This window comes from Vibrio sp. 10N.286.55.E10, from assembly GCF_002872555.1.
Lineage (GTDB): Bacteria > Pseudomonadota > Gammaproteobacteria > Enterobacterales > Vibrionaceae > Vibrio > Vibrio crassostreae.
In genome coordinates this window covers 326,135-338,781 of the sequence record NZ_MCSD01000035.1, presented here as the reverse complement: position 1 = coordinate 338,781, position 12,647 = coordinate 326,135, and the positions used below count along the sequence as shown (strand labels likewise).

Genomic DNA, 12,647 nt, shown 5'->3' with positions numbered 1-12,647 from the left:
ACATCCATTCGAGCAATGACGTTCATGCGAGCATCTTTTCCGAGCAAAAGTGTTCGGATTAACATTTCAAGTGACTTTAATTAACAATTTTATGCTCAAACGCTCACTTTTGATGTTCGTTTATTTTCGAGTTCGCAAATATATGCACAATACACGTGCTAGATAAGCAAAACTAAAAAGGACTCGAACATGACAACAAACAAACACCCTTCTTTATTTGGGCAATGCTTGGCTGAATTTATCGGTACAGGATTACTCATATTCTTTGGCGTTGGCTGTGTGGCCGCTCTGGTATTAACCGGTGCGACATTCGGACAATGGGAAATCAGCATCATCTGGGGCTTCGGTGTTGCGATCGCAATTTACTGTACTGCCGGCGTTTCAGGCGCACACATCAACCCAGCCGTAACCATTGCACTGGCGATGTTCCATGGCTTTGATAAAGCGAAAGTGGTGCCTTACATCATTTCGCAACTGCTTGGCGCATTCTGCTCTGCTGCGCTGGTATACAGCCTGTACAGCAACCTATTTACTGACTACGAAATCGCACATAACTTCGTTCGTAGCAGCCAAGACGCACTATCAACTGCTGGTATCTTCTCGACTTACCCACATGCTTCACTCTCTTTCTTCGGCGCTTTTGCTGTGGAATTCGTGATTACTGCAGTGTTGATGTTTGCCATTTTAGCGTTAGGTGATGAGAACAACGGCGCATCTCGCGGTGCAATGAACCCTCTACTGATCGGTATTCTTATCGCGGTTATCGGTGGTTCTTTAGGTCCACTGACGGGCTTTGCAATGAACCCTGCTCGTGACTTCGGACCAAAACTGTTCGCTTACTTTGCTGGTTGGGATTTCGCACTAAGCGGTGCTCGTGATATTCCTTACTTCATCGTACCAATTCTTGCTCCAATTGCTGGTGCGTGTTTTGGTGGTTGGTTGTACCCACGTGTTATCGGTGCTTACCTACCAATTGAAGGCCAAGGCTGCACAATTCCAAACCAATGTGAAACAGAAGAAGAAGCTGAACAAGCTCAAGCTTAATCCCTAAGCGACCTTACATTTACTAAAATATAAATAACAAAAGAAAAAGGATTCTTACCATGACCGAGCAAAAATACATTGTTGCCCTAGACCAAGGCACCACAAGCTCTCGCGCTGTAATCCTCGACCACGATGCAAACATCGTAAGCTCTTCTCAACGCGAATTTACTCAGATTTATCCAAAAGCCGGTTGGGTTGAGCACGATCCAATGGAAATCTGGGCGACTCAAAGCTCTACATTGGTTGAAGCACTTGCTAAAGCAGGCATCCGCAGCGATGAGCTAGCAGGCATTGGTATCACTAACCAACGTGAAACCACCATTGTTTGGAACAAAGAGACAGGCAAGCCTGTTTATAACGCAATCGTATGGCAGTGTCGCCGTACAGCAGACATCTGTGAAGACCTAAAAGCACGTGGCCTAGAAGACTACGTACGTGACAATACTGGCTTAGTCCTTGACCCGTATTTCTCAGGTACCAAAGTAAAATGGATTCTAGACAACGTTGAAGGTGCTCGCGAAGACGCTGAAGCAGGCAAATTGCTATTCGGTACGGTTGATACTTGGTTGGTTTGGAAGATGACTCAAGGACGTGTACACGTTACGGATTACACTAACGCGTCACGTACTATGTTATTTAACATCAACGACCTATGCTGGGATCAAAAGCTACTTGATGAAATGGGCATTCCAGCAGTCATGATGCCTGAAGTGAAACGCTCTTCAGAGGTTTACGGTCAAACGAACCTTGGTGGTAAAGGCGGTACTCGTATCCCAATCGCGGGTATTGCGGGTGACCAACAAGCTGCACTTTACGGTCAAATGTGTGTAGAAGCTGGCCAAGCGAAGAACACGTACGGCACAGGTTGTTTCCTTCTGATGAACACAGGCCAAGAGAAAGTAACCTCGAAAAACGGCCTACTAACAACACTGGCATGTGGCCCTAAAGGTGAACCTGCATACGCACTGGAAGGTGCGGTATTCATGGGCGGTGCATCAATCCAATGGCTACGTGATGAGATGAAGTTACTGGCTGGCGCAGAAGACTCTGAGTACTTCGCAACCAAAGTAGACTCTTCAAACGGCGTTTACGTGGTTCCTGCATTCACTGGCCTAGGTGCACCATACTGGGATGCTTACGCTCGTGGTACGATTGTTGGTCTAACTCGTGGTGTTAACTCGAACCACATCATCCGTGCAACGCTGGAAGGTATTGCTTACCAAACTCGTGACGTACTAGACGCGATGCAAGCGGACTCGGGTATCAAGCTCGCCAATCTACGTGTTGATGGCGGCGCAGTAGCGAACAACTTCCTAATGCAATTCCAATCAGACGTGCTAGATACAGAAGTTCACCGCCCTGAAGTAACGGAAGTGACTGCTCTGGGTGCCGCTTACCTTGCTGGCCTAGCGGTTGGTTTCTGGGACAGCATTGACGAGCTTCAAGACAAAGCCGTTCTGAACCGCACCTTCATGCCACACCACGACGAAGAGAAGCGTAACCGCCGTTACAAAGGCTGGAAGCGTGCAATCAAGTGTGCACAAGTTTGGTCTGAACTGCACGATGACGACGAAGAGTAAAATCGAGCGTTCGAATAATCACTCTCTTATCGATTGAATTGTTCGTTCCTCAGTAAACGAAACTAAAAAGAGCACTATTTTGTGCTCTTTTTTGCGTTTGGAGCCAATTTTTCATGTTTTGATCAACGTTTTTGCGGTTTGGACATAATTCCTTACCATCATTACTTCTCTCTCCTCATCAATTCGAGCACAATAGCGCGAGTTAATATTTTCGATTGTGACGCGCTAGAACCCATAGCGTGCAGGGAGTGGTAAGTTAAGTGAAGCAGATACCAAGACACCAGCAGATTGTAGACCTGGTAAAAACACAAGGATATGTGAGCACAGAAGAGCTCGTTGAAAAATTCGATGTCAGCCCACAAACCATCAGACGAGACCTCAATGAGCTGGCTGATAGCAACAAAATCCGTCGTTATCACGGTGGTGCAACCATTCCTCTTAGCTCAGAAAACACCTCTTACAACACGCGTAAAGCGCTTAACTTCAATGAAAAAGATGTGATTGCCGACGAGCTGGTAAAACACATTCCAGATGGTGCAACCTTGTTCGTTGATATCGGCACTACGCCAGAATCGGTGGCGCGCGCGCTCAATAAAAATCACAAACAATTACGAGTTGTCACCAACAACATTAACGTTGCCAGCATCCTTCTTCCAAACCCAGAGATAAAGGTTATCTTGGCGGGTGGCGAAGTGAGAAACCGTGATGGCGGCATCGTGGGTGAAGCAACACTAGATTTCGTTAAACAGTTCCGTCTTGATTTCGGCATTTTAGGGATCAGTGGTATCGACTTTGACGGCTCACTGCTCGATTTTGACTATCATGAAGTTCGAGTGAAACAAGCCATCATCGAAAACAGCCGCAGTATCTTCTTAGCCGTCGACCACACTAAGTTTGGCCGTAACGCGATGGTTAAGCTCGGCAATATCTCTCAGGCACACATGGTGTTTACTAATAAGCAGCCGCCGGAAGAGATTCTTAACATCCTTAAAGATTCAGACATTCCGTTAGAAGTCATCGATACCGCTCGTCCTGTGAGCGAATAACTCAACATAAGTGCTCAGTGACGCCACTTTCTTAAATGAATCACGATTCTTTATAGAAAAGTTAAAAAAAGTAAAACTTGCTCACTACCAGTGTCACTTCTATGCTCGAATAAGTTTTATTTGAACCTCTGCATTCATAAGCAGAGGTTTTTTTATGCGCAAATCACATAAAACGAGCATAAACGAAAATAATAAATGACCGCAAACGAAAGTTAAGATAGGATTCACTTATGTTCTAAAATGCTCGTTCGCTCAGAAAGAGGTCAAAATCATGAGTGCTCAACAAAATAATTCAAACAACAGTACATCTTCCACTTTAGACTTGATCGTGATTGGCGGCGGCATCAATGGTGCAGGTATCGCGGCAGATGCAGCAGGTCGCGGTCTCAACGTTGGCTTATACGAAGCAAATGATTTTGCTTCTGCTACTTCATCTGCAAGTTCAAAACTGATCCACGGTGGCTTACGTTACCTTGAACATTACGAGTTTCGTTTGGTTTCGGAAGCGCTTGCAGAACGCGAAGTATTGTTAAGAAAAGCACCTCATGTTGCTCAACCAATGCGTTTCCGTTTACCTCATCGACCATTTTTACGTCCAGCTTGGATGATCCGCTGCGGCCTATTCCTTTACGATAACTTGGGTAAACGCACCACGCTTCCTGGAAGTAAAACGGTGAACTTGGCTAAATCAGGTTTACTGAAGCCAGAAATGAAGACCGGTTTCGAATACTCAGATTGCTGGGTTGATGATGCGCGTATGGTATTGCTCAACGTGTTGGCAGCAAAAGAGAACAACGCAGAAGTACGTAACTACTGCCGTGTTGAAAAAGCGCACCGTGAAGGTGGTATTTGGCATGTAACGATCCTTGATGTCATGACAAACCAACGCTTTGAACGCAAAGCAAAAGCGCTTGTTAACGCTGCTGGTCCTTGGGTTAAACAGTTCTTTGATGATGGACTAGAGCAGGCTTCGCCTCGTAATATTCGTCTGATCAAAGGCTCACACATTGTTGTGCCACGCATTCATGACGAACCACAAGCGTACATTCTGCAAAACAAAGACAATCGCATTGTGTTCATGATCCCTTACCTAGATAAGTTCTCGATCATCGGCACTACCGACCTTGAATACAAAGGCGACCCGCGTAACGTCGCAATTGATGATGTTGAAGTGGATTACTTGATTGATATTGTTAACCAACACTTTGTTAAACAGCTTGGCCGTGAAGATGTAGTTTGGACATACAGTGGTGTAAGACCGCTTTGTGACGATGAATCTGATTCACCACAAGCGATCACTCGTGACTACACATTGGAGTTGGACGCAGAGCTAGATCAAGCGCCACTGCTTTCGATCTTCGGTGGCAAATTAACCACTTACCGTAAGCTCGGCGAAGCAGCACTTAAGAAGTTAGAACCACACCTAACCAATATGGGTGCGCCTTGGACTGCCAACAACACGCTTCCAGGTGGTAACTTTAGTTGCAGCAGAGAACAGCTTGCGAAGATGATCCACACTAAATACCCTTGGGCATCTGAAGCGCTATTACTTCGCTACGTGACTCAATTCGGTACTTACACGTGGAAACTACTGGAAGGCGCAGATTGCGAAGCTGACCTTGGTAGCCAATTCTCAAGCGAAGCCCATGGCGTTTATCAAGTTGAAATCGATTACTTGATCAATGAAGAGATGGCGATGACTGACGAAGACATCTTGTGGCGCAGAACCAAGCTTGGCCTGTACATGAGTGAATCAGAGCAGCAAGCAGTAACGGATTACCTGAAAGAGAAGCTACAAAGCAAGGTAGTGAGCTTTTCTCAAGTAGGCTAATCCCACCAGCCTAAACATGGTTCAAGAACATACTTAACAACGAAGCTTAGCGTCCCCCGCGCTAAGCTTTTTTTATATCCAATGAAACCCAAGCTTATGTGTTCAGGTAGGGACTGGAATGCAGAAAAAAAACTCCCGAAGGAGTTTTTATTGTCTCAATCTGCAATTCGCTAACTAACTATTTAATTTAGCTATTCAGCAAAATAACCCGCTAGCTAGGCAATTAAGCGAGCATGCAGTGAATCTTTAAGCTCAGAACGATCATGTTTTAGTTGGTGCATCGAGCCGTCATCAATGGGTGAATCTTTCAGCTCTAGTTTACGAATCTCTTTATCAAGGTTGTCGTATGTCTTCATATCTGCTGCAAAGCCATCGTCAGTTTTAGCAAGCTCAGCAATTTTGTCTTTCATTTCAGGAAATTCGTGAACAAGAGAGTGATTTTCACCTAGCATAGAAACCTCTTAAGTTGAGTAAAGTGATTGGTATTACACATTCATTATTTACCTTAGCAAGGGACTCAAATGACAAATGAGATCCAGTACACAGCCTAGAATTTAAACAATTCAAATTAACAAATTTACAACCTTCCACCACAAAGCTATGGTATTGGATTGAAGTTTTTCTCAATAACAAAATCTGCCACTGACGATATGCCATATCACCAAGTTGTTTTTTATAGCCTTTGAATAAAACAAAACCTCACTTGATCGTGAGGCCTTAGACTGGTCGTTGTTATAAACGATAGCTAACAAATTTTGCTACATAAATTGGGGTTAGCTACTACAACCACCCGAATGTACTCGATTCATATCATCACCAACCTGTGATTCAGACCCCGTAGATTGGCATCCTGCCACGAATAATAGCGTTACAGATAAGATAAGCCATTTCATAATAATTCCTCTTTTAGTCATGACTAAAGCATAGTGCTTAAAAGCGCGGATACCTCAGCTATTAACTAAAGCCTTACCTGTCGATAAAGCCTTGGTTAATGAATAAAGCATCGCTTCATTAATTAAAGACCTGCTTTTGTACAAAAAACTTTCACTCCTATGAATAAAAATTGCACAAGAGTGAAAAAGAGGACAGTTATCGAGCTAAGAATAAGAGCTATAAGCTAATCACTCGTCGCCAAGCGCACCGCCGCCTCTGCATGAATGGCTGTAGTATCAAACAAAGGAGCATCAGTATGTTGTTGCTGAATCAGTAAGGCGATTTCAGTACAGCCCAGAATAACGGCCTCTGCACCTTGTTGGCCTAGCTTCTCAATGATTTGACGATAGACGGCTCGAGATTCTTCTTTTACTTCACCTCGGCACAGCTCTTGATAAATGATGTTGTGCACTTTCTGTCGGTCACTCTCATCTGGAATCACAACATCAATACCGAACTTGTTAGTCAGGCGTCCTTTATAGAAATCTTGTTCCATCGTAAAAGCAGTACCGAGCAATCCGACTTTCTTTACGCTCTGTTCAAGCAGCTTCTGCGCGGTGGTATCAGCGATATGTAATATAGGAATCGTGATCTTCTCTTCGATCTCAGGCACAACCTTATGCATGGTATTGGTACAGATCAGAATGAAGTCCGCGCCGCCTTTCTCAACAGATAATGCCGCGTCAGCTAAAATATCGGCCGTCTCAGCCCAACGGCCTTGGTGTTGTAACTTTTCAATCTCGTTGAAGTTCACGCTGTACATACAAACCTTTGCAGAGTTAAGCCCGCCCAGCGTCGCTTTAACACCTTCGTTAATGGATTTGTAATAGCTCATGGTCGATTCCCAACTCATGCCACCAAGCAAACCGATCGTTTTCATTTTTTATTCCTTTAATTTCTGACTATCCCGATTAAAGCGTCATGCGTTAAAAATTTATAGTACGTTCTTGCTGAAAATGAGACGAAGCCTTCGCTATTTAGCAAAAAAGCTCGAATGAACCATCCGATCCTTTGTTGTTTTATCTGAAAGTCTATGAGGGTTAATACACCTCACACCAATCGGATTTCATGTCGATTAACGTCCAATCATCTCTAGAGTTCGCTTCATCGAGTGCTTTATCTAGCTTGCCCACATGGGACTCACGATCATATTTCCACTCTCGCTCAGCATCAGTATGGTGAACAATCATCGCCATTGAGTTGGGTTGGCTGGTTGCCCATTGCATCATAGCTTGGTCACCGTCTGAGTTACCGACCGCTAGAATAGGTTTCTTACCGATAATATGCTGAATATTGGTGACCTTTCCGGCTTTGTCATCAATGGTCAAAATGGACGAATCTTTGGTAACGGTCGGATTGCCGTTGTTATAGCTGTAGTTGTATTTAAGTGCGCTACCGATGATCTGCTCTGACGGGATATTGTAAGCCTCAGGAGCCCACACTCTCATGAAGTCAACACCGCCACCCGACACGATGTAAGTCTTGAAGTCATGCTCTTGAAGGTAAGTCAGCATCTCTTTCATTGGTTGGTAAGTCAAATCGGTATAGGCTTTGTTGAAACGAGCGTCTTTCGCTGCGGCTAACCATTGCTCAACATCTTTTTGGTATTGTTCGACTGTCATACCAGAGTGCGTCGCCATGATAATTTTCAATAAACCTTCTTCGCCGCTTCCTAGAACACTCTTAACGTCATCTTCAAGCACGAACTTAAACGGTGCTTCCGTTTTCCATTCAGGGTGTTCAGGCGCCATCTCTTTTACACGATCTAGCGCAAAGGCCAGCTGGAAGTAATAAGGCTTTTCTGACCAAAGCGTACCGTCGTTATCGAATACAGCGATGCGATCTTGGGCCGCAACGAACATATCAGACTCCGCTTTCGTAGCTTGACCAACAAAATCCACGATAGCGGATTTACTCTCACTATCCTTCCATGAAGGCAGCAAATTGGGGTCGCAGTCTTTAGCAAAAGATGAGAAAGAGAGGCTAAATAAAATCGCAACTGACAAAAGGGTTATTTTCTTCATAGCAACCACCATGTTATTGAATTAATTGTAGGGTTTAATTCAATTCATCCTAATTGGTCTACTCTGATTTTCCACTTATGAACACTATAACCGCTGTTTATGTTGCCGTTAGATTAGTGCCACAACGAGTTCTGCTTTTTAGTTCGTTACGGCTTACGCTCTGCGCTTTTTGAACGCGTGCCAGCCGGCGCTGAGAATTGTTTTTAACACCACACCGAGTGCGCTTAGTTTAGGGTCGGCATTCTTGCCAGAGGCAATACGCCACATCTGATGTTCATACCAAACCAACCCAACCATCGCCACCTTGTCTAATGCGGGTTTTCCGGTCGTTGGCACGGTTAGCGGCATGCCGTGGCTAGGGTTTTCGATTAACTTGTTAGGAAAATCAGGATCAACCGCCATTGTGCGTGCAATACCAATAAAATCAGTCGCCGAGGTGTTTAATGCTTCATTCATTGCTTGCGCGGTTCGGAAACCACCCGTGACCACCAGCGGTGTGCTGACGAGTTTTCTCGCCTTCACCATGTAATCCATAAAATACGCTTCACGCTTTACCATGCTGGCCTTGATTGGTTCAGCCTTATTCTTTGAACCCATCATTGATGGACTTTCATAGGTGCCGCCGGAGATCTCAATCAGGTCAATACCGTTATCACTCAATGTTTGCACAACTTGCATTGACTCTTCTTCAGTGAAGCCACCTTTCATGAAGTCGGCGCTGTTGAGCTTAATCCCGACAGGGAAATCGTCACCGACCTCTTTTCGAATCGCGCGATAAACCTCAAGCACGAAACGAAGTCGGTTTTCGAGTGAGCCACCCCATTTGTCTTGGCGTTGATTGTGTCTCGAAGACAAAAACTGACTTACAAGATAACCATGAGCACCGTGAATCTGCACGCCAGTAAAGCCTGCTTGTTTTGCAAGCTTTGCACTCAGCGCAAATTTATCAATGATTGCGATTATTTCTTTTTCAGTCAGAGCTCGTGGCGTATTGAAGCCCTTCTCTAATCCACGCTCTAAAGAGATAGCCGAAGGCGCAACCGGGCTATCACATAAGAATTTAGGGATTTGCTTACCTGGGTGATTCAGTTGCATCCATATCTGCGAACCATTCTGTGTTCCGGCACTCGCCCACTCACGAAATACGGTTAAGTCACTGTGCTCATCTAACACAACGTTTTTAGGTTCACCAAGCGCACCTCTATCGACCATCACGTTGCCCGTCATGGATAGACCAATTCCTCCTTGAGCCCAACGCAGGTAAAGCGTGACCAAACCTTGCTTAGGGTTATGGTGTTTATCACCTAGCTGTTCACTCATTGCCGATTTGAACAGGCGATTTTTGATTACTTGACCATTAGGAAGAGAAAAAGGGTCGTTGAGGCAGATTGGATTCATGCGCGTGGTTACTTTCTTTGGTTTATATATTCAGTCCAGTATGCCCTATTTTATCTGACAGTTCTGAGCATTTAACGCCTATTTCGAAGCAATTTCTGCTCAACAATCAAAACCAGCAGCATAACAACCGACATGAATCAATTATCAACAGGAGCTCAAAAATCGGAGCTAGCACTACAACATTACGCTAATCAGAAAGGCTCTAACGCCCTTTACGCTCATAGTAATTGTCGTTATTGTGATTCTCTACACCATCATCACAAGGACTGTCTGAGAGTTATGAACAGCACGATTGAAACTATTCTGGGGCACCGCTCCATTCGTCAATATACCGATCAACCAATAGAGAAGGAGCACCTCGATTTAATTGTCCAGGCAGGTCTCGCTGCGTCATCATCAAGCTTACTGCAGGCTGTTTCTATCATCAGAGTGACAGATAAAGATAAGCGAAAACTGCTAGCCGAATACGCAGGCAATCAAGCTTATGTTGAAAACGCGGCTGAGTTTTTGGTGTTCTGTATCGACTACCAACGCCACGCTCAAATCAACCCTGAGGTGAAAACCGACTTTACTGAACTGACACTGATTGGCGCAGTCGATTCAGGCATCATGGCGCAAAACTGCATGCTGGCTGCTGAGTCTCTTGGTTTAGGTGGCGTGTACATTGGCGGCCTACGTAACAGCGCACAACAAGTCGATGAACTGTTAGAACTACCACAACACACCGCCGTGTTGTTCGGGATGTGCTTAGGTCACCCTGCGCAGCAACCAGAGGTTAAACCTCGCCTTCCTGCGCATGTGGTGATGCACGAAAACCAATACCAGTCTCTGAGCCTAGATGAGATTGCTCGCTACGACGATTCAATGCAGAGCTACTACGCAAACCGCTCAAGCAATCAAAAGCAAAGCAGCTGGTCACAGCAGATCACGCAAAAGCTGTCTGGTGAATCTCGCCCGCATATTCTGCCTTACTTGAACAGCAAGCAGCTGACCAAGCGCTAAGCCGTTAAAAAATAGCAGCAAACAGCAACACAAACAAAAATGTCAGCGTACGATACGCTGACATTTTATTAATCCGGAGGCCGCTAGCTTACAGATATTTCTCTATCGGAAGTAATTGTAGAAAGCCAGACTGCATTCTCTCCCACTTGCCAGTTTCAGGTTCGCTGTCCCAGCTTTGCTCACCGGAATACCAATACACATCACCGTCTTCCAGTTCCAAGCGCCAGCTATTATCTTCACTCATCGCTTGCTCAATAGTGTCCGCTAATGTTTCAGCAATACCTTTGTTCTTGATGATCAAAACCGATTCCGTATTGAGGTAGGTAGAACGTAAATTGAAGTTAAATGAGCCAATGCTTGCGATACTGCGGTCAAATACCACTGATTTAGCATGCAGACCATAAGCTGTCTCAGGTGCACATTTAGTCACGTCTTGAGTCGATGCTTCACACAGCTTGGAATCTGGTTTTAACTCAAACAGGTCGATGCCATGCTCCAACATGTCGTAACGTCTGCCCGCATAAGCTGAATGATTAGTCACCAAATCATTAGACGCCATTGAGTTAGTTAAAGCCTTTATCTCGACGCCGCTTTTGTTCAACACTTGCCACTCTTCTAATTGGCCGTCATCAAATACTAGGTAAGCCGATTCTAGCAAGATCTCTTTCTTCGATTCACTGGCTAGCTGACCTAACAGAACTGCGGTCGCTTTCGGCTGATCGGTATTACCTGAGTCAACTGGAACAGGTCGGTCATAAGCGAAACTCGCGTTAACCCAAGTCATCTCACCAAGTGCCTTTTTTAGCAGGCTGTCTGCCGCTTCACGATCTAATGGTAGCTCTGGGTAATTCTGATAATGCGGAGCAGCAATATTCTCAATGATTGAGATATCGGGTTGTTCTTCGTCACCTAACATATCGACTGGATAAGACCAGCGGCTGTTCCAGTATTCGATAAAGCTAGTTTGGATAGTGGTGACGACTGAGCCCATGACCAATACATCACGATCTCGGAAGTTAATCTCATCGGAAAGGTCAAAGTATTCATCACCAATATTGCGCCCGCCAACCACAGACAAAGTGCCATCCACGGTAAACGATTTATTGTGCATGCGACGATTTAATCGAGAAAAGTCGCCAAGGAAGCTTAGCCACTTACTGAAACCACGGCGTGTTGGCGTTGGGTTGAAGATACGAATCTCGACGTTAGGGTGCGCATCCAGTGCTGACAACAAACCTTCACGTTCGTTGAGGTTGATATCATCCAACATCACTCGAACCTTCACACCACGCTCGGCTGCTGCCAATAAACGGCTGGCTAGGTAACTGCCCGATTCGTCAGAGTTCCAGATGTAATATTGAATATCGATGGTGTGTTCTGCACTTTCAACCAACGCCAAACGCTGTGCCAATGCATCCCAACCAGACTCTTGTAAACGAACGGCGGTAGTCGCCTGCTCTGATGCTTCTGGTTGATATTCATCCGCTAAAACCGACAGAGTGCTTGGTACATAAGAGGTATACGGTTCTACAGGATGGTCGATGCCTTCTGGCAATGAAGAACAACCACCAAGAATAGCGACTAAAATTAAGGTTAAACTGATGCGTTGGAGCACAGGCATGTGTCTGACTTCCTTTTCACGGTGACATCTTAGAAACTGTCCCTACAGCTTTGCGACTCACAAGCTGTTCAGGTCTATTCATTGATTATTACTGCTAAAGCCTGAAATTTATAGGTAATTATCCACTATAAATGAAACATCAGTACTCCATCGAGAGCAGCACATAGC

The 12,647-nt window shown here is 45.0% G+C and carries 10 protein-coding genes; 5 read left to right on the top strand and 5 right to left on the bottom strand.

Going from position 1 to position 12,647, the window contains the following annotated elements; translation table 11 throughout:
- The first annotated feature begins 189 nt into the window (after positions 1-189).
- The 4 genes from BCV39_RS17970 to glpD all read left to right on the top strand — a co-directional run bounded on the left by BCV39_RS17970 (position 190) and on the right by glpD (position 5,501).
- Positions 190-1,044, top strand: coding sequence for an MIP/aquaporin family protein (locus BCV39_RS17970; protein ID WP_102431546.1), 855 nt, complete (start codon positions 190-192; stop codon positions 1,042-1,044).
- Between the two features lie 59 nt (positions 1,045-1,103).
- A complete protein-coding gene (gene glpK / locus BCV39_RS17965; RefSeq protein WP_102431545.1) occupies positions 1,104-2,624 on the top strand; it encodes a glycerol kinase GlpK in 1,521 nt (506 codons plus the stop codon).
- A 260-nt stretch (positions 2,625-2,884) separates the two neighbouring features.
- A complete protein-coding gene (locus BCV39_RS17960) occupies positions 2,885-3,670 on the top strand; it encodes a DeoR/GlpR family transcriptional regulator (protein ID WP_102431544.1) in 786 nt (261 codons plus the stop codon).
- A 271-nt stretch (positions 3,671-3,941) separates the two neighbouring features.
- A complete protein-coding gene (gene glpD / locus BCV39_RS17955; protein WP_102431543.1) occupies positions 3,942-5,501 on the top strand; it encodes a glycerol-3-phosphate dehydrogenase in 1,560 nt (519 codons plus the stop codon).
- Between the two features lie 215 nt (positions 5,502-5,716).
- On the opposite strand, the gene BCV39_RS17950 is transcribed toward glpD, so the two are convergent.
- The 4 genes from BCV39_RS17950 to BCV39_RS17935 all read right to left on the bottom strand — a co-directional run bounded on the left by BCV39_RS17950 (position 5,717) and on the right by BCV39_RS17935 (position 9,856).
- Positions 5,717-5,953 carry a YdcH family protein gene (locus BCV39_RS17950; RefSeq protein WP_012600119.1) on the bottom strand — a complete coding sequence of 79 codons (237 nt, stop codon included), beginning with the start codon at positions 5,951-5,953 and terminating at the stop codon, positions 5,717-5,719.
- Between the two features lie 665 nt (positions 5,954-6,618).
- Positions 6,619-7,314, bottom strand: a complete 696-nt coding sequence (locus BCV39_RS17945) for an aspartate/glutamate racemase family protein (protein ID WP_102431542.1) — start codon at positions 7,312-7,314, stop codon at positions 6,619-6,621.
- Positions 7,315-7,474: 160 nt separating this feature from the next.
- On the bottom strand, positions 7,475-8,458 hold the full coding sequence (locus tag BCV39_RS17940) for an HAD family hydrolase (protein ID WP_102431559.1): 984 nt from the start codon (positions 8,456-8,458) through the stop codon (positions 7,475-7,477).
- Positions 8,459-8,611: 153 nt separating this feature from the next.
- The gene (locus BCV39_RS17935; RefSeq protein ID WP_102431541.1) at positions 8,612-9,856 is read right to left on the bottom strand and encodes an NADH:flavin oxidoreductase/NADH oxidase family protein; all 1,245 of its coding nucleotides are present in this window, start codon (positions 9,854-9,856) and stop codon (positions 8,612-8,614) included.
- 279 nt (positions 9,857-10,135) lie between these two features.
- Between BCV39_RS17935 and nfsA the strand changes: the two genes are divergently transcribed.
- Positions 10,136-10,858, top strand: a complete 723-nt coding sequence (gene nfsA, locus BCV39_RS17930) for an oxygen-insensitive NADPH nitroreductase (protein WP_102431540.1) — start codon at positions 10,136-10,138, stop codon at positions 10,856-10,858.
- An 88-nt stretch (positions 10,859-10,946) separates the two neighbouring features.
- On the opposite strand, the gene BCV39_RS17925 is transcribed toward nfsA, so the two are convergent.
- Entirely contained in the window at positions 10,947-12,479 is a 1,533-nt protein-coding gene (locus BCV39_RS17925) for a phospholipase D family protein (protein WP_102431539.1), read from the bottom strand.
- Between the last annotated feature and the right edge of the window lie 168 nt (positions 12,480-12,647).